The sequence below is a fragment of the Corynebacterium lizhenjunii genome, from assembly GCF_011038655.2.
In the GTDB taxonomy this organism is placed as follows: Bacteria; Actinomycetota; Actinomycetes; order Mycobacteriales; family Mycobacteriaceae; genus Corynebacterium; species Corynebacterium lizhenjunii.
In genome coordinates this window covers 362274-382925 of the sequence record NZ_CP064954.1, presented here as the reverse complement: position 1 = coordinate 382925, position 20652 = coordinate 362274, and the positions used below count along the sequence as shown (strand labels likewise).

The 20652-nt window shown below is 62.6% G+C and carries 20 protein-coding genes; 6 read left to right on the top strand and 14 right to left on the bottom strand.

All coding sequences use genetic code 11. The annotated features are described in order from the left end of the window. Nucleotides 1-2 precede the first annotated feature (2 nt). From rlmB to G7Y31_RS01775, 7 genes are all read right to left on the bottom strand, one after another. Nucleotides 3-950: a 23S rRNA (guanosine(2251)-2'-O)-methyltransferase RlmB gene (gene rlmB, locus G7Y31_RS01805; protein ID WP_165008790.1), complete on the bottom strand. Its 948-nt coding sequence runs from the start codon at nt 948-950 to the stop codon at nt 3-5. A gap of 130 nt (nt 951-1080) precedes the next feature. Beyond that, nucleotides 1081-2463, bottom strand: a complete 1383-nt coding sequence (gene cysS, locus G7Y31_RS01800; protein WP_425321647.1) for a cysteine--tRNA ligase — start codon at nt 2461-2463, stop codon at nt 1081-1083. Between the two features lie 34 nt (nt 2464-2497). After that, complete coding sequence (locus tag G7Y31_RS01795; RefSeq protein WP_165008795.1) at nt 2498-3175, bottom strand: hypothetical protein; 678 nt, start codon at nt 3173-3175, stop codon at nt 2498-2500. Continuing rightward, nucleotides 3172-3525: a hypothetical protein gene (locus tag G7Y31_RS01790; protein WP_165008797.1), complete on the bottom strand. Its 354-nt coding sequence runs from the start codon at nt 3523-3525 to the stop codon at nt 3172-3174. Before G7Y31_RS01790 ends, G7Y31_RS01795 begins: the two co-directional genes overlap by 4 nt. Before the next feature lie 84 nt (nt 3526-3609). Next, on the bottom strand, nt 3610-4092 hold the full coding sequence (gene ispF / locus G7Y31_RS01785; protein ID WP_165008799.1) for a 2-C-methyl-D-erythritol 2,4-cyclodiphosphate synthase: 483 nt from the start codon (nt 4090-4092) through the stop codon (nt 3610-3612). Nucleotides 4093-4151: 59 nt separating this feature from the next. After that, nucleotides 4152-4892 carry a 2-C-methyl-D-erythritol 4-phosphate cytidylyltransferase gene (ispD, locus tag G7Y31_RS01780; protein WP_165008801.1) on the bottom strand — a complete coding sequence of 247 codons (741 nt, stop codon included), beginning with the start codon at nt 4890-4892 and terminating at the stop codon, nt 4152-4154. Between the two features lie 6 nt (nt 4893-4898). Beyond that, the gene (locus G7Y31_RS01775; RefSeq protein ID WP_165008803.1) at nt 4899-5486 is read right to left on the bottom strand and encodes a CarD family transcriptional regulator; all 588 of its coding nucleotides are present in this window, start codon (nt 5484-5486) and stop codon (nt 4899-4901) included. A gap of 297 nt (nt 5487-5783) precedes the next feature. On the opposite strand from G7Y31_RS01775, the gene G7Y31_RS01770 reads away from it, so the two are divergent. Next, nucleotides 5784-6368, top strand: a complete 585-nt coding sequence (locus G7Y31_RS01770) for a hypothetical protein (RefSeq protein ID WP_165008805.1) — start codon at nt 5784-5786, stop codon at nt 6366-6368. 212 nt (nt 6369-6580) lie between these two features. Continuing rightward, complete coding sequence (gene radA, locus G7Y31_RS01765) at nt 6581-7984, top strand: DNA repair protein RadA (protein WP_165008807.1); 1404 nt, start codon at nt 6581-6583, stop codon at nt 7982-7984. Here the strand turns inward: radA and G7Y31_RS01760 are convergent. Beyond that, nucleotides 7971-8684 carry a hypothetical protein gene (locus tag G7Y31_RS01760; RefSeq protein ID WP_165008809.1) on the bottom strand — a complete coding sequence of 238 codons (714 nt, stop codon included), beginning with the start codon at nt 8682-8684 and terminating at the stop codon, nt 7971-7973. The two genes, radA and G7Y31_RS01760, sit on opposite strands and share 14 nt — an antisense overlap. Nucleotides 8685-8718: 34 nt before the next feature. Next, nucleotides 8719-9345: a carbonic anhydrase gene (locus tag G7Y31_RS01755; RefSeq protein WP_235922922.1), complete on the bottom strand. Its 627-nt coding sequence runs from the start codon at nt 9343-9345 to the stop codon at nt 8719-8721. A gap of 25 nt (nt 9346-9370) precedes the next feature. Here G7Y31_RS01755 and G7Y31_RS01750 point away from each other — a divergent pair, with 25 nt between their 5' ends. Beyond that, nucleotides 9371-10246: an A/G-specific adenine glycosylase gene (locus tag G7Y31_RS01750; RefSeq protein WP_165008813.1), complete on the top strand. Its 876-nt coding sequence runs from the start codon at nt 9371-9373 to the stop codon at nt 10244-10246. A gap of 68 nt (nt 10247-10314) precedes the next feature. On the opposite strand, the gene G7Y31_RS01745 is transcribed toward G7Y31_RS01750, so the two are convergent. After that, nucleotides 10315-10485, bottom strand: coding sequence for a DUF4236 domain-containing protein (locus G7Y31_RS01745; protein WP_165008953.1), 171 nt, complete (start codon nt 10483-10485; stop codon nt 10315-10317). 35 nt (nt 10486-10520) lie between these two features. Then, a complete protein-coding gene (locus G7Y31_RS11905) occupies nt 10521-10796 on the bottom strand; it encodes a hypothetical protein (protein WP_244977421.1) in 276 nt (91 codons plus the stop codon). Nucleotides 10797-10833: 37 nt separating this feature from the next. Between G7Y31_RS11905 and G7Y31_RS01740 the strand changes: the two genes are divergently transcribed. After that, on the top strand, nt 10834-11886 hold the full coding sequence (locus G7Y31_RS01740; RefSeq protein WP_244977420.1) for a lipase family protein: 1053 nt from the start codon (nt 10834-10836) through the stop codon (nt 11884-11886). Between the two features lie 140 nt (nt 11887-12026). Here G7Y31_RS01740 and G7Y31_RS01735 read toward each other — a convergent pair whose 3' ends face one another. Further along, nucleotides 12027-14726 (bottom strand): ATP-dependent Clp protease ATP-binding subunit, encoded by a 2700-nt coding sequence (locus G7Y31_RS01735; RefSeq protein WP_165008815.1) that lies wholly within the window; start codon nt 14724-14726, stop codon nt 12027-12029. A 511-nt stretch (nt 14727-15237) separates the two neighbouring features. Here G7Y31_RS01735 and G7Y31_RS01730 point away from each other — a divergent pair. Further along, nucleotides 15238-16317 carry an HNH endonuclease signature motif containing protein gene (locus G7Y31_RS01730; RefSeq protein ID WP_165008817.1) on the top strand — a complete coding sequence of 360 codons (1080 nt, stop codon included), beginning with the start codon at nt 15238-15240 and terminating at the stop codon, nt 16315-16317. 74 nt (nt 16318-16391) lie between these two features. Here the strand turns inward: G7Y31_RS01730 and G7Y31_RS01725 are convergent, their stop codons facing one another. Beyond that, a complete protein-coding gene (locus G7Y31_RS01725) occupies nt 16392-17822 on the bottom strand; it encodes an MDR family MFS transporter (protein WP_425321646.1) in 1431 nt (476 codons plus the stop codon). Nucleotides 17823-18061: 239 nt separating this feature from the next. Between G7Y31_RS01725 and G7Y31_RS01720 the strand changes: the two genes are divergently transcribed. Beyond that, nucleotides 18062-18595: a CAP domain-containing protein gene (locus tag G7Y31_RS01720; protein WP_165008819.1), complete on the top strand. Its 534-nt coding sequence runs from the start codon at nt 18062-18064 to the stop codon at nt 18593-18595. 188 nt (nt 18596-18783) lie between these two features. On the opposite strand, the gene lysS is transcribed toward G7Y31_RS01720, so the two are convergent. Continuing rightward, entirely contained in the window at nt 18784-20454 is a 1671-nt protein-coding gene (gene lysS, locus G7Y31_RS01715) for a lysine--tRNA ligase (protein WP_165008821.1), read from the bottom strand. Nucleotides 20455-20652 lie beyond the last annotated feature (198 nt).

The window sequence follows — 20652 nt, the reverse complement described above, 5'->3', positions numbered from 1 at the left end:
GGCTAGGACTGCTGGCGGCGCTGGCGGGCGAACTCGGAAAGCACCGCCCCTGCTGCCACGGAAGCATTGAGGGATTCCACCCACGGCACCATGGGGATGGACATGATGACGTCGCAATTCTCCCGCACCAGGCGGGAAATGCCCTTGCCCTCAGAACCGATGACGATAACAACCGGCTCCGCGCCGCCACGGTAGGTGTCCAGGGTGTGTTCCCCGCCAGCATCAAGGCCCACCACCTGATAGCCGGCCTTCTGAAAGTCCTGCACAGTGCGGGTGAGGTTGGTTGCGCGCGCCACCGGCAGGCGCGCGGCCGTGCCCGCCGAGGTACGCCACGCCACCGCCGTGACGGAAGCCGAACGCCGCTCCGGGATAATTACCCCGTGGCCGCCAAAAGCCGCCACCGAGCGGATCACCGCACCCAAATTGCGCGGGTCCGTGATGTTATCCAGGATGACGAACAGGCCCGGCTCTGCGGAATCTCGCGCACGCTCCATCAACTGGTGCACATCGGCGTACTTATAGGGCGGTATCTGCAGCCCGATCCCCTGGTGCATTCCATTGCCCGTCATCCGGTCCATCTCATGCCGGGGGATTTCCAACACCGGAATGCTGCGGGTGTTGGCCATGGCCACGGCCTCTGACAGGCGCTCATCGTTACGCGTGCCCTGCACAATATAGAGCGAGGTGGCCGGGACCTTGGCGTGCAAGCACTCCACCACCGGGTTGCGCCCCACCACCATCTCTGCGGTTTCCTTGACGTGGCGGCCGGAATTGCGGCGCTCGCGCTCCAACTTGGCCTTGTGCTTGGCGTGGTAGATACGGTCCTCTGCCTTAGGCGTGGGGCCCTTGCCCTCCAAGCCCTTGCGACGCTGCCCACCACTGCCTTTGGTAGCGCCCTTCTTATTCGTCTTGCGCGCGCCCGCGCCGCCGCGGCCGTGAATTCGTGCCATTAGTGTTGTGTCTCCTCTAGTACCAAAAGCTCACCGGGGTTTTGACTCAAGTTGCTAGCGCACTGCCAACTAGCGTTGCTAGTTCACAGTGCAAGCTCACAGTGCAAGCTCACACTGCAAGCTCACACTGCTAACTCAAGGACCAGGTGGGGCCATCGGCAGTATCTGTAATAGTTATGCCAGCGGCAGCCAGACGGTCACGGACCTCATCCGCAGTAGCCCAATCCTTTGCCGCGCGGGCAGCCGTGCGCCGCTCCAGCTCCGCAGCCACCAGGACTTCCAGGGCGGACTCCGCCTGGCCGCTGCCAGTGTTCCCAGACCACTCTACGGGGTCGAAGCCCAACACCGAAGCCATGGCCCGCACACTAGCTGCCAGCTCGCGCGCCTGCTGCTCCTGGCCACTGGCCAGTGCCTTATTTCCCGCCCGCACTGTGGTGTGGATTTCCGCCAATGCCTTGGGCACCGCTATGTCATCATTCATCGCCTCTGCAAAGCCTTCAGTCCACTGCCCTAGCTCCACGTCTGCAAAGCGCGTAACAAAGTCCTCGATGCGCCGGTAGCCTGCCGCGGCCTCCTTCAGCGCCGCCTCCGAGTACTCCAGCACCGAACGATAATGTGCCGAACCCAGGTAGTAGCGCAGCTCCACCGGTCGCACCAGCTCCAACATATTCGCCACGGAGAGCACATTGCCCAAGGACTTGGACATCTTCTCCCCCGCCATGGTCACCCAGTGGTTGTGCATCCAATAATTGGCAAACTTATCGCCCGCCGCATGCGACTGGGCGATTTCATTTTCATGGTGCGGGAACTGCAAATCCAGGCCGCCGCAGTGAATATCAAAATTACCGCCCAGGTAGTAGGTGGACATCGCCGAACACTCCAAGTGCCAGCCCGGCCGGCCCGCACCCCACGGCGTAGGCCACGAGGGCTCCCCCGGCTTAGCGGCCTTCCACAATGCGAAGTCCTGCGGGGAGCGCTTGGCGCTATTATCAGACTCCCCCTGCTCCATATCCTCTAGACGGTTGCCGGACAGTGCCCCATAGTCAGAGCCTTCCGCTTGAGACCACGCAGCCACATCGAAGTAGACGGAGCCAGCAGAAGGGTAGGCAAAGCCGGCATCAATAAGCCGCTGCATATACTCCACCATCTGCGTGACAAACCCAGTTGCACGGGGCTCTACCGAAGGTGGCAGCACGCCCAGGGTGGCGTAAGCCCGACTAAACTCCCGCTCATAGGTGGAAACCCACTCCCACCACGGGCGGTTATTCTCTGCAGCCTTGGCCAGGATCTTGTCATCAATATCCGTCACGTTGCGCACAAACGCCACGTCGAATCCCTGCGCCAGCAACCAGCGGCGCACAATATCAAACGCCACCCCAGAGCGCAGGTGCCCAATGTGGGGCTGAGCCTGCGGAGTAGCCCCACACAAGTACATGGAAACCTTGCCGGGCTCAATGGGCTCAAAATCACGCTGCGAACGGGTGCTGGTATCAAAAATGCGTAGGGTACTCACCCCTGCCATTCTATGACACCACCCGGCTCAATCCCTACCCGCCAGCCGCGCCTTCTATCAAGCCGGGGCCATAAGCCAACGCCACCCACAAAGCGATCGCCGTAGCGAAGAAGGTTGCTGCCAGTGAAACAACCGCCATAGCCTTTGCGCGCTGCGGCTGCTTGACTAATACCCTGGCAAAGCCAAGCAGGCTTAGCGCGAGACCCGCGCATGCCACCACTGCCGTGATCGCCCACTCGAGCTGCACCCAATGATTGAGCTGGGCGGCCGCCACGATGGCAATTGCCAGGGCCGCCACAGCACAACACAGCCCCACCATGCGAATCCCTGTGGCCACCTTGGGCGCCTTGGACGTCTCAGACACCGGCAGATTATCCGTGGGAGCTGCCACTACCGCCCCTACCGCCCCTGCCGACTGGCGTTGCGCGGCCGCAGCCCGCTGCCGGTTAGCGCTGAACAAACTAAGCACACAACCGACGAGCAGGTAAGCGCCCATCAACGAATACAAGGCCGTCAGGCTACCAACATCTAGCCACCAGGAAGCCACGACGAACAAGTAGGAAACCATGAAGAAAACAAATAAGGCATAGTACGCAGGAAGCGGGTAGGCGCCCGCACGGGACTTCATGAGCCTCCGCTGTCCATACTCAATTGCCCGGTACACCGCCGCCCCCAGGGCAGCACCCAACAACAGCCACAGCACAATACTCACAGTGCCTCCTCCGACTCCTGAGGGGTATCGCTGCCAGCCGAGACTTGGGCCGAATCAGGACCACGCAGCGCTATTTCAGCCGCTGCACAAATAAGGCTCAGTACCCCGCCAGCCACAATGAAGCTGCCCAGCGTCCAGAGATTTAGCGGGACGTCATCATCAAGAAACGCCGCCCAAATCGCGTACTGAGACCCAAAGAAACCGAAGACAAGCAACGTGGTGTGTGCAACGGAGGGGCCCTGTCCGCCGCGTACGGCCACCGCGAGGGCACTCGCCACCGCCGCGCCCACGAACAGTGGCACCGCTGGTGTCACGCCGACCAGCAGGTAAATATACCCAATCCAATCCATGCCTCTCCCAAATCAGGTCACGCTATTGTGTGCTCATCCTAGACCACTTGGCGGCGGCGCGTGAGGGGTTTGGGAAAGTTTGGGCTAGGCCTTCCAGACCACGGCGGTGGCGATGGCCGCGCGACCTTCGGAACGGCCAGTAAAACCCAAGTGGTCGGTGGTAGTGGCGGAAATAGACACCGGTGCGGCCAGGACCTCGCTGAGCACCGCCTGGGCCTCCTCACGGCGCGGGCCCAGCTTGGGGCTTTGGCCCACCAACTGTGCCGCAGCATTTCCAATACTAAAACCATGAGACTCCAGCAACTGGCGGCACTCGCGCAGCAAACGCGCCCCGGAAACATTGTCATACTCCGCGCGGCCAACCCCCACAAAGGAACCCAGATCGCCTAGCTGGGCGGCGGATAAGAGGGCATCGACAAGCGCATGGCTGACCACGTCCCCATCAGAATGACCCTCGCAGCCGTCCACGCCCTCAAAGAGCAATCCGGCGATCCAGCAGGGCTTCCCCGGCTCAATCTGGTGGGCGTCCGTGGCAACACCGACGCGCGGAATAATGGGCTGGGACATGAGGACTCCTTGTGGTGCGGTACGGACTGTGGGCAAAGGGACTTCAAGACAGACTGCAGCTAGGACTTGGCCTCGACCTCAGCCGCAGACTCGGCCAGCAAGGCGCGGGCCAGGGTCAAATCGATGGGATTGGTAATTTTAAACGCCCGCGAATCCCCGCGGACCGCAGTCACAGTGTGGCCGTGCCATTCCACCAGGCTGGCATCATCAGTCGCCACAAAATCCGGGCGCTGCTGGTAGTAGTCCTGGTAGCACGCGTAGAGTAGCGCGGCATCGAATACCTGCGGCGTTTGCACCGCGCCCAACTGCGAGCGGTCTACAGTCTCCAACACAGTCGAGCCATGCAGGCGCTTAATAGTATCTGCAACCGGGAGCACAGGAACCACACCTATGGCACCAGCGTGGGCCTCCTGCAACAAACGCGCCACCAACTCCGGTGGGGTCAATGCCCGGGCCGCGTCATGGACCAGCACCAATCCGCGCTGATTGATGGTTTGCAAAGCCGCCCACACGGAATCCACCCGCTCCGCCCCGCCGTGAACAAAGCGGACCGGCGCCGGGGAACTGGCAGACGGGGAGGTGGAGGGGGCATCGACAAGCTGTGTGCGCGCCAAAGCCTCCATGTCAGGATGGACCACCACCACAATCTCATCCACCAGACCGCACGCGCACAACATGCCCACCGAGCGGGCCAGGAGGCTCACGCCCTCAAGCTCCACAAAAGCCTTAGGCACCGGCGCGCCCAGGCGAGTCCCCTGGCCCGCGGCAACCACAACGGCAGTTATTGGCGACGCTGGCATGGCGGGCTAGTCCTCGTCGTCGAAAGACAGGCCCTCTAGATCCACATCATCATCAATAGTGTCAGTCTCTACCGGCTTATCATCAACCAAACCGGCAGCACGATGGCGCTCAATAGTGGCATTGATGTCGGCCTCCAGCTTGTCCGCCTTAGCCTCATCCACCGGCTGAGCCAGCGCCAACTCCCCCACCAAAATTTGGCGGGCCTTGGCCAGCATGCGCTTTTCACCCGCCGAAAGTCCACGATCCTGATCACGGCGCCACAAATCGCGGACTACCTCCGCCACCTTATTAATGTCGGAAGAAGCCAGACGCTCCTGGTTCGCCTTGAAGCGGCGGGACCAGTTACCAGCCTCTTCCACGTCAGTCTCGCGCAAGACAGAGAAAACCTTTTCCAGGCCTTGCTTGCCCACGACGTCACGAACGCCTACATGCTCAGCATTCTTAGCAGGCACGCGGACGACCAGATCGGAGTGATTAATCTTGAGCACCAGGAAGTCCAGCAGCTCGCCGCCCATCTCACGCTGCTCCAGTGCGGTAATTTCCGCAGCGCCGTGGTGCGGGTACACAACTACCTCGCCGACCTTGAAATCCATCTACACTCCTAGCGTTCTTCCAGCTGGTTGAAGTCAATCGCGTCTGCCCACGCCGCAGGGCAACGGGCGGGAAACATCGCGCGGGTGCACCGCCGGGCGGACACGGCAACGATTGCGAAAGAAAGACCAAGCTAGCATTCTACCACGGGCCACCAGCGGCAAAGTTTACCCCCGGATGCCCCTTACGCCGGTGTGGCGTTGCACCCCCAACAGGGCGAAAACTGTGTACTTAACGCCGGAAGCGACTAGGCTACAAGTTTGATAAACGCCTGAACAGATAATTGGAGGACGCTCACAGTGAAGTCCCTGAAGTTTGCCGCACGCCGCGGTGCCATCATCTCCGTCACCGCATTGTCCGCGCTGGCCCTGGCTTCATGCTCTGCGGGGCAAATCACCCAGACCTCGGACAAGGTCGTTGCCGTAGACGGCGCCAACGCCACCACCGAGGACGAGCAGGTTGCCGTGCAGGATGTCACCATCTTGCTCGAGCCCGGCAGCGCTACTGCTGCTTTGAAGTTCAGCGCAATCAACAAGGGCTACTCCTCGGACCAGGTAACCCTGGAGGCCATCGACGTCGACGGCCAGCCCGTGGCCGTTGCAGGCGCCCCGGCTATCGGCCGCGACCAGTCCATCATCGGCAACTCTGCAGAAAACCTGCAGAACCTGCCCAAGCAGGATGGCCGCGCTTACCTAGCCACCACCCTGCGCAACGATGACTTTGCTTACTCTGGCACCCGCCCGGTCACCTTTACCTTCTCCAACGGCACCGTGCAGGTCGATGCCCCTGTCTCCGCCTCCCCGCTGAAGTCCGGCAAGTACAACCGCGACGCCCAGTCCACCGATGGCTACACCACCAAGGCCCCGGAGGCTCACTCCCACTAGGACAAACCTGGCCTTCACTGACGCCCCAGCTGGCAGAGATTCTGCTAGCGGGGGCGCCTTTTGCGTGAGCATAGCGAGGTGGCGTCTTGTGCGTGGGGTATGCGCGCGCCTTGTATCGGGTTCCTTGTATCGGGTGCCTTGTATTCGGTGCTCAGGCGGGGTGTTCGAACCGCGCGGGCACCATGTCCACCCCTGCCTTTATGGTTAGAGACATGGCTAAGAAACAACGTCCGCTGCACACCTGCACCGAGTGCGGCTATAGCTCGCCCAAATGGCTAGGCCGGTGTCCAGACTGTGGGGCGTGGGGCACGCTGCAAGAATCCGCGCCCGTGGTGGCAGAGAAGTCCGTCCAGGGGCTCACGCCCGCTACCCCGGCTACGCCGATTACCAATGTCCCCGCCGCGTCCACCCGCAGCATAGGCACCGGCATTAGCGAACTAGACCGTGTTCTAGGCAATGGCATAGTTCCCGGTTCCGTAGTACTCATGGCTGGGGAGCCAGGGGTGGGTAAATCCACGCTGTTACTCGAAGTGGCTTCCCAGTGGGCGCGCCAAGGCCGCACGGCTCTCTACGTCACTGCGGAGGAATCCGCCGGGCAGGTGCGCGCCCGGGCCGAACGCACCGGGGCGTTACATGAGACCCTGCTGTTAGTCGCCGAATCCAACCTGGACGTGGTCTTTGGGCACGTGGAGCAGGCTCGGCCATCGCTAATCATCGTGGACTCAGTACAAACCATGCACGCCCCCGGCGTCGAGGGCGTGGCCGGCGGGGTGGCGCAATCGCGCGCAGTGACCGCCGCGCTGACCACCCTAGCCAAAAGCACCGGCATCCCCATCCTCCTGGTGGGCCACGTGACCAAGGACGGCAACGTAGCCGGACCGCGGGTGCTAGAACACCTTGTGGACGTGGTACTGGGCTTTGAGGGCGATAAACAGTCCAGCCTGCGCATGCTGCGCGGCATCAAAAATCGCTTCGGCGCCACCGATGAGGTGGGCTGCTTTGAACAAACCGCCACCGGTATCCGCGAAGTCCCCGACCCCTCCGGGCTATTTCTTTCCCACCGCGGCACCACTCCCGATGGCTCTGCCGTGACGGTAGCCATGGACGGCGTGCGCCCCATCGTGGCGGAAGTCCAGGCCCTAACCGTTGAGCCCGTGGCCAAGAACCCCCGCCGGGTAGTCACCGGCCTGGATGCCGGGCGCGTGCCCATGGTGCTGGCAGTCCTCCAGGCCCGCGCAGGCCAGCGCACCAATGAAAAAGACGCCTACGTTGCCACCGTGGGCGGCATGCGGATCCAAGAAACTGCCACTGACTTAGCCGTAGCGCTAGCCACCTGGTCCTCCCTCCACGAACAACCCCTGCCGCCCCGGCTGGTGGTCATTGGGGAAGTCGGCCTGGCCGGCGAACTGCGCCGCGTCCCCGGCACCCAGCGCCGCCTCGCAGAAGCCGCGCGCCTGGGCTACCGCCACGCACTAGTGCCCACCGGCACCCAGGCCACGGATGTAAGCGGGATGCACGTCCAGGAAGTAGGCACGCTCGTCGAGGCGATCGCCGCCGTGGCCTCGCCACCCGCACGCCAACGCCAGCCCGGCTCACGCCAACCTAAATCAGATTAAACGTGTGCGGGGAAGAGTGGTTGGTGCCAATCACCGTGTGCAAGAAATACGCCCCCGGCTCCACCGGCTGCCGGGCATCGCACTGCTGCGGGGCCGAACCCGCACGCGACCACACCGCGTCAAAGACCACCGTCTGCCCCGCCGGGAACGTCTTCACCCCAGTTTGCTCCGGCAGATTGCAGTCAGTATCCGTCCACATCTTTGCGGCATCCTTGAGCATATAAACCTCAAAGCGCAGCTTCTGCTCCTCCAGGTCAATCTTGCAGTCCGCTGCCGTGGGGTTGCTCACCGTCATAATGAAGCGCGGCTGCTCCCCCGGCTGGTACGTCGGCTTGTCCGAGCCGGCCTCCACAATCAAGTCATCCAACACGCAGGTGTCCTTGCCTGGCTCGGGGGCACTGGCAAGCTCAGTGTCCGAAGCCTGGGCCGAAGCCGAGTCTGCCGATGTCGCCGAATCTGCCGATGTCTCCGTGGCCGCCGTCTGCTCCACCACGCTGCTGGCCGGGGCAGTAGTGCTCGGGGCGGAGCTCGTCTGCGCAGTGCTCGTCTGCGCAGTGTTTGCGGGCTCAGGCTCGGCGCCGCCACGCAGCAACGCCCAAGCGGAAATCAGGATAATGACCAGCAGCAAAATGGCCAGCAGGGCCGCCACGCGGCGGCGGGCATAAATCTGCGGCGGCAGCGGCTTACGCGGAGTGGACATGAACCCATCCTAAAGCGCTAGGCGCGCGGGGCCCTTAAGAAACGCCGCACAAAACCACCGGTTCCACATGGCCCGTATCCAGCAAATAGCGCAAACCGGCAATCCCCAAGGAGCCATCCGCCACTTTGTCCTCCAGGTGCGGAATACGCGCCATCAGCTGGCGGACGGTCTCAATAGTATTGCGGCGCTCAAAATCAGCCAGCGTGTCCTTGCCCTCCGCCTTCGCCGCCGAAACCGCCAGGGAGACCTTTTCTACAATCGCGCGCTGGAAACCAGAAGGGATCACGGCGTCCTCATCCAAGAACTGGGCTGTGGCCTTGATGGCGCCACAATGTTGATGGCCCATGACCACCAGCAGCGAACAGCCCAGATCATCAATAGCAAACTGGACCGAAGCCAAAATGGAGTCATCCACAATATGGCCAGCGTTGCGGATAATGAAGGCGTCCCCGAAGCCCAAATCAAAAACAAACTCCGCGGGAACCCGGGAATCCCCGCAAGAAAAGATAGCTACGCGTGGCGCCTGGCCGGTGCGCAGAGAATCACGGCGGGCGATGTCAGTATTGGGGTGTTCGGCTTTATCCGCGGCGTAGCGGCGATTGCCGTCCAGCAGTGTGTCCCACACCTGCTGCGGCGTGACGTGCTCAATGTCTGGTTCCACAAATTCAAAGTCTAAGCTACCTGCGATGGATACGCAGGCAATTGACACACAAAAAATTGTGGAGTGGTTCCGCGGTGCGCGCCGCGACTTGCCTTGGCGGCGGCCCGGAACAACCGCGTGGGGAGTCTTGGTTAGCGAAGTCATGAGCCAGCAAACCCCCGTCGCGCGGGTGGCCCCGGTGTGGGAGGAATGGATGCAGCGCTGGCCCACCCCCGCGGACTTCGCCACCGCCAGCAAAGCGGAAGTCTTGCGTGCCTGGGGCAAGCTGGGCTACCCGCGCCGCGCCCTGCGGCTATGGGAATGCGCCCAACAGCTTGCCGATGCCCCCATCCCCTCCACCATCGAAGAGCTCCAGGCCCTGCCCGGCATCGGCCAGTACACCGCCGCCGCGGTGGCGTGCTTCCACTACGGGCGCAACGTGCCGGTGGTTGATACCAACGTGCGCCGTGTCTATGCCCGCGCCCTAGACGGCGACTTTCTGGCGCCACCGCCGCGAGCACGCGAGCTTGTCCGTGCCGCCGAGCTGCTGCCAGCCAAAGACGGCCCACTATATTCCGTGGCAGTGATGGAACTGGGAGCCCTAGTGTGCACCGCGCGCTCGCCGCAATGCCAGCGCTGTCCCTTGCTGGACACGTGCGCCTGGCAGCTAGCCGGCTGCCCGGAGCCTGCTAGCCACGAGCTGGCTGCGGCAAAGATGCGGGTGCAGAAGTTCACCGGCACTGACCGACAGGTGCGCGGCCTCATCATGGACGTGCTCCGGCGTGCCGATACCCCCGTGTCCCGCAGCGCCATCGATGTCGTGTGGCCGGATGCTGCGCAGCGCTCCCGTGCGTTGGCCTCCCTGCTTGCCGATGGCCTCGCCGAACAAGACGCCCAGCAGCGCTTTCACCTGCCGGCTTAAGCATGCTCACTCCGGTTGGCGTGCTGCTGGTCGGTTAGCGCCAGCGTCCGAATAGAGCTAGCGCCTGGTTAGCGCCAGCGGCCACGCAGGTTCAGGCCGCCAGGGAGTTTGACCCACACCCCTCCGCGCGAGTTCAGCGTCACCGGCCCGATCTTCGTCGACGCCGAAGCTCCTGACTTAGAGAAGTTCAACCAGCTGTTCTTTCCCACCTTCTTGCGGGAGCGATAATAAATGCCCATGAGGGGAATCATAGCGTCTACGCTATGCCTATGTTTCAACTCTCACCAGTAAAACCACCAACGGCAGCAGTAGCACCAGTAGCACCAGCGGCAACATTAGCGGCATCGGCGGCATCGGCGGCAAAAGCCATCGCAGCGGTGCGAGCCACGGTAGCGGCAGCAAGATCCGCGGTGGCAGCGGCAACGCTAACGGCAGTGGCAGCGGCGGGATTGTGGGCGCTTACCCCCGCGCCCGTTGCAGCTGCCGAACCCGGCGAAGCTCCAAGTACCATCAGCGCACCGGTACCGGAGGCGCCTACAGCCACGGCCATACCGCATGCTCTCGAATTCAACTCCCGCGCGCAACTGGTGCACTACCCCACCACGCGCGCCGATGGTTCGCGGACGACCGCCACCGCCACGCTCTTTGAACCAACGGCGCCTTGGGCTGGGCCGGGCCCGCGGCCCACCATTGTGCTAGCCCCCGGCACCCGCGGCCAAGGCGACCAATGCGCCCCCTCCCGCGCTTACTTGGGGCTAGCCAGCGCAACACCAGGGTCACTCAATGTCAACTACGAGTACCAATTCCAACAGGCGGCAGCCGCGTTTGGCATTCGCGTCATTGTGCCGGACTACATCGGCCTGGGCACCCCCGGCCACCACACCTACGTGCACGCCGCCGAGCAGGCCTACGCCCTTATCGATGCCGCCCGTGCCGCCTTGACTCTCACCGGCGCCCCTGCCGATGCCCCCATCGGCTTTGCCGGCTACTCCCAGGGTGGCGGTGCTGCCGCCTCCGCCGCCGAGCGGGTTGCCGAATACGCCCCCGAGCTCAACATCAAAGGCACCTTCGCTGGCGCCCCGCCCGCTGACCTCTCCCAGGTTATGGTCGCTGTCGACGGTTCGCCCATCGCCCACGTTCTGGGATACGCCATCAATGGCTTCGGCGAACGCGACCCGCGCTTCCTGCAGCTCATCATGGATAACTTCAACGAACGCGGGCACGAGTTCGTCCGCAGCGCCGCCAACTCCTGCATTCCCGAATCCGTGCTCAACTGGGGCGGAGTCAACTCGCGCCAACTGACCCGCACCGGTGAATCTTTTGCCGAACTCTCCCACCGCATCCCCGAGATCGCCCGCGTCCTCGACGAACAACAGCTTGGCCGACGCCCCGTGAGCGCGCCCATCTACATCGCCCACTCCCCTCACGATGACCTCATTCCCTTCGCCCAAGCCCAACAACTCGCTGGCGCCTATTGCCAGCAAGGCGGCACAGTAGACTTCGTCATCGAAAACGGCCCCGGCCTTGGCTGGGGCACCGGCCATGCTCTACCGCTAATGACCACCCTGCCCAAAGGCTTGATCTACCTCGCGGACCGTTTTCACAACCGCCCCGCCCCCAGCAACTGCATCAACGGCTAACGAACAACGGCTAGGGTTCAACAGTTAAGGCGCAACGGCAAAAGGGGCCAGCTCTCTCGAGCTAGCCCCATTGTCTGCAACACTAGGCAATTCGGCAGCACCAGGCGGTGCAACGAACCTGAACCACAGCCGCCGTGGCCTTAGGCAGGCTGCGTAGCGCCTGCCGGCGGTGGGGTGTCATCCCCGCCCTCAGCCGGGGCGGGGGACTCGGGCAGGGCGTCGGGAACCAGGGCATCGGCAGACTCAGCAACCTCTTCGGTCTCGCGGACCTCAGCGTCGTCCTCCGTGAAGGTGCCCTCCGGCAGCGGCTTCGGCGAAGGGGTGAAGGTAAAGCGCGCAGCAGAATAATCCGCAGCCTCGCCGTCCCAACCCTCCACGTCAACAGTGACCAGGTCGCCTGCACCGAGTTCGCCGAAGAGGATCTTCTCCGAGAGCTGATCCTCAATCTCGCGCTGAATGGTGCGGCGCAGCGGACGCGCACCCAGGACCGGGTCAAAGCCCCGCTTAGCCAGCAGATCCTTAGCCAGCGGCGTCAGCTCGATGCCCATATCGCGCTCCGCCAACTGCTTCTCCACACGGCCAATGAGCAGCTCCACCATCTGCACAATCTGCTCCTGAGTCAGCTGGTGGAAGACCACAATCTCATCAATACGGTTGAGGAACTCCGGGCGGAAATGCTTCTTCAGCTCGTCGTGGACCTTGTTCTTCATGCGTGAATACTGCGCATCCGAGTCAGTTGCGGAAGAACCGCTAAAGCCCAAGCCCACCGCCTTGGAGATGTCCTGCGTTCCCAGGTTGGAGGTGAAGATCAACACGGTGTTCTTGAAGTCCACCACGCGGCCCTGACCATCGGTCAGGCGGCCATCTTCGAGCACCTGCAGCAAGGTGTTGTAGATCTCTTTGTGGGCCTTTTCGATCTCATCGAAGAGCACCACGGAGAACGGCTTGCGGCGGACCTTCTCCGTCAGCTGGCCGCCCTCCTCGTAGCCCACGTACCCCGGAGGGGCACCGAATAGGCGCGAGGCCGTGAAACGATCATGGAACTCGCCCATGTCGATCTGGATGAGGTCATCATCCGAACCGAACAGGAAGTTTGCCAGGGACTTCGACAGCTCCGTCTTACCCACACCGGACGGGCCGGCGAAGATGAAGGAACCGGATGGGCGGCGCGGGTCCTTCAGGCCCGCGCGGGTGCGGCGAATAGCGCGCGAAACCGCCTTGACGGCCTCGTCCTGACCGATGATTCGCTTGTGCAACTCGTCTTCCATGTGCAGCAGACGGGAGGATTCCTTCTCCGTCAGCTTCAGCACCGGGATGCCGGTCCAGTGGGCCAGGACCTCGGCGATTTGTTCCTCGCCGACCTCTGCGATGTCCTCCAGCTCACCGGAGCGCCACTGTTCTTCCTTCTCCGAGCGCTCCTCGAAGAGCTTGCGCTCCTGGTCGCGCAGGCCGGCCGCCTTTTCAAAGTCCTGCTCGTCGATGGCGGCTTCCTTGGCGCGGCGGACTTCCGCAATACGCTCGTCGACCTCCCGCAGGCCTTCTGGGGCGGTCATGCGCTTGATGCGCATGCGGGCACCGGCCTCATCCAGCAGGTCCACGGCCTTATCCGGCAGGAAGCGGTCATTGATGTAGCGGTCCGACAGCGACGCTGCCGCCTTGAGCGCCTCATCCGTGTAAGACACGCGGTGGTGGGCCTCGTACTTATCGCGCAGGCCCTTGAGGATCAAGATGGTGTCATCCAGTGAGGGCTCTTCCACCTTCACCGGCTGGAAACGGCGCTCTAGGGCGGCATCTTTTTCGATGTGCTTGCGGTACTCATCCAGCGTGGTGGCACCAATGGTCTGCAGCTCACCGCGGGCCAGTTTGGGCTTGAGCAGCGAGGCGGCGTCAATAGCGCCTTCTGCGGCACCAGCGCCAACTAGGGTGTGGATCTCGTCGATAAACAAGATGATGTCACCGCGCTGGTTAATCTCTTTGAGCACCTTCTTCAGGCGCTCTTCAAAGTCGCCACGGTAACGCGACCCAGCAATCAGCGAACCCAAATCCAGGGAGTACAGTTGCTTGTCCTTTAGGGTCTCCGGGACCTTGCCGTTGACGATGTCCAGGGCCAGGCCCTCCACAACCGCGGTCTTACCCACGCCTGGCTCACCGATAAGCACTGGGTTATTCTTGGTGCGCCGCGAGAGCACCTGCATAATGCGCTCTACCTCAGACTCGCGCCCCACCACGGGGTCGAGCTTGCCTTCCTTAGCGGCCTGGGTAAGGTTGCGGCCAAATTGGTCGAGTACCAGCGAGTTGGAGCGTTCCCCGCCACCGTTGGGTGCAGTGCGTCCACCACCCTGACCAGCCCCGGCGCCCACCGGCCGACCCTGGGCGCCCGCTTCGCCTTCATTCTGGTTGCCTTCATAACCCGACAGCAGCTGAATAACTTGCTGGCGCACGCGCGGCAGGTCCGCGCCCAGCTTGGTCAGCACCTGTGCGGCCACGCCGTCGCCTTCACGGATGAGACCCAGCAACAGGAACTCCGTGCCGATGTACTTATGTCCCATCTGCAGGCCTTCCCGCAAGGACAGCTCCAGCACTTTCTTAGCGCGCGGGGTAAACGGGATGTGCCCGGTGGGAGGCTGCGTGCCTTGGCCAATAATCTCCTCCACCTCGCGGCGCACGTCCTCTAGGGAAATCCCCATCGCCTCTAGCGCCTTGGCGGCCACACCTTCACCTTCGTGAATGAGCCCGAGCAAAATGTGCTCGGTGCCGATGTAGTTGTGGTTGAGCATGCGTGCTTCCTCCTGCGCCAGCACGATGACGCGGCGAGCACGGTCCGTAAACCTCTCAAACATTGCTACTTACCTCTTTCGCTAATTTTGACTCTGCCCACTCTAACGCGCCCAGTGGACTTCTCATTCGCACCCAGCCTCATTCTGCCCGCAAATCCCGCCCTTTGCCCAGCTCAAGGCACTGTACGCCGGTAGCGAACACCTTAGCTTGCCGATGCCCCTTTCCCTCACCCGCCGCGGTCCGCCCGCGCGCCGCGCAACGCAGTTCGCGCCCCCCTCCCCGCGTGCGCGCTCCTCGGTCCGACCTGCGCCACGCTCCGCTCTTGCTTCCTATGATTCGACACGCAGCCCCTCCTCGCGTGCGCGCGCCGATGTCTTATTGCCGGCCCGGGCTGCGTCAGCACCCCGTTTGCTCGTGCGGGGCTAGATTATGTCACGTCTGTGGCATTCTCCCTGTGGAATTCTTCGACAATTGTCTAATAGAGTGCACATTTTCGCCGAGTTATCCACAGATTTCGGGTTTTTCCAAAATTCCCCTTGCGCAGGGTTGCACAATCGCCTTAGCGTCAAAACCATGACAGAGATCAACATCGCCGCCCTGCTAGGCAGCGTCATCGACGCACTGCCACAGCTAGAGCATGCCACCACCACAGACCTGGAGGGCTTAGGCGTTGCACCAGATACCGCAGAGTTCCTGGTGCGCCTCTACCGGCTGTACTGCGGGCCCGGTCAGCCTAGCCGCAGGCAAAGGAGCGCTATTAAAGGCGCCCGCCGCCACGGACATGGGCTTATCGCCATGCAAGAAATAGAACGCGAAGTCACCAAGACCAAAACCACCCAACAATGGAGAATGCGCCAACACCTATGCGCTACACCCGCAGGCCAATTCACCACCATGGCACGCAAACTACGCCGGGAATGGAACCCAAAGGATGACACCCCGGTAGAAAAAGTCTCTATACGTCGCTACGCCAACGGCACAGCCACCATGTCCATTACCGCACGCGATGTGGACCTTACCGATGTCTACGATGCCATCGATCAGGATGCCCCGGCAGAAAGCTTCTTTAACCTGGTGCGTGGTGAAGGTGGTGCCGGGCGGTTGAACTACATCCCCATGATTACCCTGCAGCTGGATACCTTCGCCAAGCTGCTCGCCGTTAACGAATGCAACCACACCGGCACCACCGGCACCAGTGAACAACCTGCTGGCGCGGATTCGGACATTATTGTTCGGGCGAACAATGGGGCACGGATGACTGGGAAAGAACTAGCTGAGCGCATTTTGTTCAAGCATGGGTTTGTCGCGATCCTTAGCCGGGTGCAAGGTCCGGTGGATGTTTACCGTATGGAGCGCTTTGCTACCGACAAGCAGCGCCTCCTCCTTGCCGCGGAAAGCCCTGAGTGCTCCTGGTTGGACTGTCACGTGCCGTTTGATAAGTGCCAGATCCACCACATCACGTCGTGGGCTGATGGTGGGGAAACCAACATCAGGAACCTGACAGTGTTATGCCCGCACCATAATGGTGCCAACGAGGACCACCCGCCGGGAGGAGTACCCATCCACCGCGGCCGGATGGTAAGGGTTGGTGGGCAGGTTGCCTGGCAGTCGCCCGGTGGTGGTGTCCCGGTGCCGACTAGCCCCACCAACTAACCCCGCGCCCGCAGCGCAGCACCCCAGCCCCACGGCAGCCGAAAACAGGCCGCCGGAGGGGCTAGACGTGCGGGCTAAGTGTGGACGCGCTTGATCAGCGGGGTCAAGGCGCACGCGACGAGCGCCAGCACCCCCGCGAACATGAAGGCCCAGCTGGTGCCTTGGGCGGTAGCGGCGGCATCGTCCAAGCCTGCCTGCAGGCCGGCAGCCGTGCCGCGGGTGAGGAAAACCACCAGAAAGGCCGTGCCGGCAGCACCGGCTAGCTGCTGGAGAGTATTCATAATCGCGGAACCATGGCCATAGAGCTCGCCGGGCAGGGAGGACAGAGCGGTGGTCATGAGCGGGGTCATCATCAAGCCAATGCCCACGGCCAACAACACGTGCATGGCAATAACCTGCCAAACCTGAGAATCTGCCCCCAACGTGGAGAGCAGCCATACGGCGATGGTGAGCATGACCACGCCGGGAATCATCAACGGACGCGGACCAACTGAGTCAAACAGGCGGCCCACAAACGGCGACATCAGGCCCTGGGCCAGGCCACCAGGCATGACCACCATGCCGGTTACCGCCGCAGTCACCCCCAGCGACGTCTGCAAATAAATCGGCAGCACCGTCACCGTGCCCAGCAGCAGGCCGAAAGCGACCAACATCAGCGCGATGCTCAGCGAATAATTACGCACCCGGAAGGGACGCAAGTCCATCAGCGCACGGTCCTCCTGAGCCAGCTGAGTCTGGCGGCGCACAAAGACCACCAACGCCACCACGCCAGCCACGCCCACCACAGCAGGGACAAAGCTGGCGCCGGTCAAGATGGCATCGATAGAAGACAGCGCATACACCAGGCCACCAAAAGCCACCACGGAGAGCAACACAGAGACCACGTCCAGGGCAATCGCGCGAGTCTGACCCACGTTCGGCAGCTTCAACAGACCGAAGAGCATTATCAACGCCACTAGCGGCACCATGAACCAGAAGATGAAATGCCAGGTAAAGGAGTTGAGAATCAGCCCACCCACCGTGGGCCCCAATGCCGGGGCCACCGAGATGACAATAGAAATAATGCCCATCACGGAACCGCGGCGCTGCGACGGGACCAGGGACATGGTGACTGTCATCAACAGCGGAATCATCAAGGCCGTTCCCGCCGCCTGGATTACACGCCCGGCCAACAGCATGGCAAACACGGGCGCCAGCGCGGCCACCAGCGACCCGACCAGAAAGAGCCCAGTGCTGGCCAAGAACATGTGCCGGGTAGTCAGCCGCTCCAGCAAGAAACCGGTGGTGGGGATAACCACCGCCATGGTCAGCATGAACCCCGTGGTCAGCCACTGCGCCGACGTTGCCGGAATGCCAAAGTCCGCCATGACCGCGGGCAGGGCGACCGACAACGACGTCTCATTGAGAATCATGATCATCGCCGCCAGGACGAGCACGCTCAACGTGCGGACGGTTTCCGGCCCGATGGCAGGTTGCGACTCTGGCGGGGTTTCCGAGTTGCGCACAGTATTCCCTTCTACAAATAGGTATAGGCGCGCCTTGCAATCACGCGCGCAAGCAAATTCGCCTAACCCTACAGCGTGGGGAGGCACGCGCGTAATCCCAGCGGCGGGATTTGTGACCATCTCCACCGGCACCCGCGCGGTGTAACACCGGCCTAAACCTGGACGATAACGCACACGTCCCTACAATTCCTGCCGGGGACTACACTGTCTGTAGTTATCAGAAGAACAAGGAGTCCCCCGTGCCGCTTGATAAGCAAATCATGGCTGCAATAACCGCCTTTATTTCCAGCGTGACCAGCATGTTTGCTGGCCTGCTGCCCCCGTTGCCGGCCCTGGACAAGGTGCTGCCCGCGCAGCTTTCCTCCCAGCATGCGGCCCCCGCCTTCAACCCTCAGCAGCAGCTTATCGATGCCACCAATGCCTGGCGTACTGCCCGCGGCCTGCCAGCCCTGCAGTCTTCACCCTACCTCAACGACAAGGCGCAAGAGTGGGCTCGCGAGATCGGTAACCGGGGCCATATGGTCCACCGCGGCGCCGCTGCCGCGCCGATCGGCCCCTATTCTGAGGGCGGCCGGACGTTCTTCGTTGGCGAGAACCTGGCGTACTCCACCACGCACATTTCTTTCAACACCATCTTGCAGGACTGGGAGAACTCGCCCGCTCACCGTGCGAACCTACTAGACCCGAACGCCACCCACATTGGTGTGGGCGTGTACTATGCGCCGAATGGTTCGGTGTGGTTGGTGCAGAACTTCGGTATCCCCGCAGCTTAACGCCCGCACAGCAAAGCCCCCAGCCACAAGGTTGGGGGCTTTCGCGTGCCGCGGCTGGCACGCGTCGGCGGGCGTCCGGGCGGGCAGCCGGTTAACGCGCAGTCAGTCTGCGGCTGGCTCGCGCAAGTGGGCGGGCGCGGATAAGCGCGCGCAGTCAGCGTGCAGCGCGCAAGCGGGCGGCCGGGCGATTAGCGGGCGTCTGGCTTGACGATCGGGAAGAGCACCGTCTCCCGGATGCCCAGGCCGGTCAACGCCATGAGCAGGCGGTCGATGCCCATGCCAGCGCCACCAGTAGGCGGCATGCCCTGTTCCATGGCGGCGAGGAATTCCTCGTCAAGCACCATTGCTTCATCATCGCCGCCGGCGGCAAGGCGCGCTTGGTCCTCGAAGCGCTCGCGCTGGATCACCGGGTCCACCAGCTCCGAGTACCCGGTAGCCAGCTCAAAGCCGCGGACGTAGAGGTCCCACTTCTCCGTCACGCCCGGCAGCTCGCGGTGATCCCGGGTCAGCGGGGAGGTCTCTACGGGGAAATTCTTCACAAAGATGGGCCCCTCTAGCTGGTCTTCACACAGCAGCTCCCAGATTTCTTCCACCAGCTTGCCATGACCCCAGCCGCCGTCCTTGGGCACGTCCAAGCCGATGACCTTGGCCAAGGCCTTGAGCTCATCCACCGTCGAATCAATGGTGACTTCCGGCTGGCCGGGGACCTTCCGCGCCAGAGCCTCGTTGAGCGAAGGGTACATCTCAATTTCCGGCCAGGACTCCCCGCCGAGGTCGTACTCGGTGCCATCGGCAAGCGTGACCACGTGTGAACCAAAGACGGACAGTGCCACAGCCTGGATGGCCTCGCGGATGGTCCGGGCGATGGTGGTGTAGTCGCCCCAGGCATCGTAAATCTCCAGCATGGCAAATTCCGGCGAGTGCGATTTGTCGATACCCTCGTTGCGGAAGTTGCGGTTAATCTCAAAGACCTTGTCGATGCCGCCCACTACCGCGCGCTTCAAGAATAGTTCCGGCGCAATGCGCAAGTACAGGTCAATATCTAGTGCATTAGAGTGCGTGACAAAGGGCCGGGCTGCCGCGCCGCCGTGCAGCGTCTGCAGCATGGGGGTTTCAATCTCATTAAAGCCCTGGTCCTCCAAGTGGCGGCGCAGGGCGCGAATAACCTGGATGCGGGTCATTGCGTTCTTGCGGGCATCTTCACGCACAATCAGATCGTTATAGCGTTGGCGCACGCGGGTTTCCTCGTTCATCTCCGCGAAAGACACTGGCAGCGGGCGCAGCGCCTTCGACGCCATAGCCCACGAGCTAGCCATTACCGACAGCTCCCCGCGGCGCGAGGCAATGACCCGCCCAGTCACCGAGATGAAATCACCCAAGTCCACGTCGGCCTTCCAGGCTGCCAGGGCTTCCTCGCCAACCTCCGCCAGGGACAGCATGGCCTGAACCTGCGTGCCATCGCCATCTTGCAGCGTGGCAAAGCACAGCTTGCCGGTGTTGCGCATGAAGATAAGCCGCCCGGCAATCGAGACCACGTCCTGGGTCTCCTCGCCAGCTCGCAGGTGCGTCACGTCAGGCTCAGAGGCGTCTGCGGAATCGGACGCGCCTGCGGCGGCGCTGGAATCTGCGCCAGCATCGGCAGGCTGGGCGGGAGCAGCGGCATCGGCAGGCTGGGCGTCGGCGGAGGGGGCATCGGCAAGCACCACGTACTGAGCGCGCAACTGCGCCAGCGATAAGGTGCGCGCAACGCTCACGGGGTAGGCCTGCGTGCCATTGGCCAGCAGGCGCGCGCGCTTTTCGCGGCGAATACGCAGCTGCTCGGGGACGTCTTGTGCTTCAGTAATCTTGTGCTCGCTCACGGTGTAACAGAATAGCCGATAACGTGGCCAAATAAACACCCGGCGCCCGCGGCACAGGCGCGCGGACAGCACCCCCACCGTGGGATCCACTTCCCAAAAATCTATGCCCGTGGCATAATTTGGCGCACTGTGATGCGCCGCACCCGTATATTCAGGTGGCGCGTCACATCGCATTGACCGCCCCCGACCCTTGGCAGG

Bases quoted from the DNA above. Each gene is read 5' to 3' on its own strand.
- rlmB (WP_165008790.1), bottom strand. From the start codon at position 950: ATGGCACGAATTCACGGCCGCGGCGGCGCGGGCGCGCGCAAGACGAAT.
- G7Y31_RS01760 (WP_165008809.1), bottom strand. From the start codon at position 8,684: ATGTCCACTCCGCGTAAGCCGCTGCCGCCGCAGATTTATGCCCGCCGC.
- G7Y31_RS01730 (WP_165008817.1), top strand. From the start codon at position 15,238: ATGACAGAGATCAACATCGCCGCCCTGCTAGGCAGCGTCATCGACGCA.
- radA (WP_165008807.1), top strand. From the start codon at position 6,581: ATGGCTAAGAAACAACGTCCGCTGCACACCTGCACCGAGTGCGGCTAT.
- G7Y31_RS11905 (WP_244977421.1), bottom strand. From the start codon at position 10,796: ATGGCCGTGGCTGTAGGCGCCTCCGGTACCGGTGCGCTGATGGTACTT.
- ispF (WP_165008799.1), bottom strand. From the start codon at position 4,092: ATGTCCCAGCCCATTATTCCGCGCGTCGGTGTTGCCACGGACGCCCAC.
- G7Y31_RS01750 (WP_165008813.1), top strand. From the start codon at position 9,371: ATGGATACGCAGGCAATTGACACACAAAAAATTGTGGAGTGGTTCCGC.
- G7Y31_RS01790 (WP_165008797.1), bottom strand. From the start codon at position 3,525: ATGGATTGGATTGGGTATATTTACCTGCTGGTCGGCGTGACACCAGCG.
- G7Y31_RS01745 (WP_165008953.1), bottom strand. From the start codon at position 10,485: ATGGGCATTTATTATCGCTCCCGCAAGAAGGTGGGAAAGAACAGCTGG.
- G7Y31_RS01735 (WP_165008815.1), bottom strand. From the start codon at position 14,726: ATGTTTGAGAGGTTTACGGACCGTGCTCGCCGCGTCATCGTGCTGGCG.
- ispD (WP_165008801.1), bottom strand. From the start codon at position 4,892: ATGCCAGCGTCGCCAATAACTGCCGTTGTGGTTGCCGCGGGCCAGGGG.
- G7Y31_RS01775 (WP_165008803.1), bottom strand. From the start codon at position 5,486: ATGGATTTCAAGGTCGGCGAGGTAGTTGTGTACCCGCACCACGGCGCT.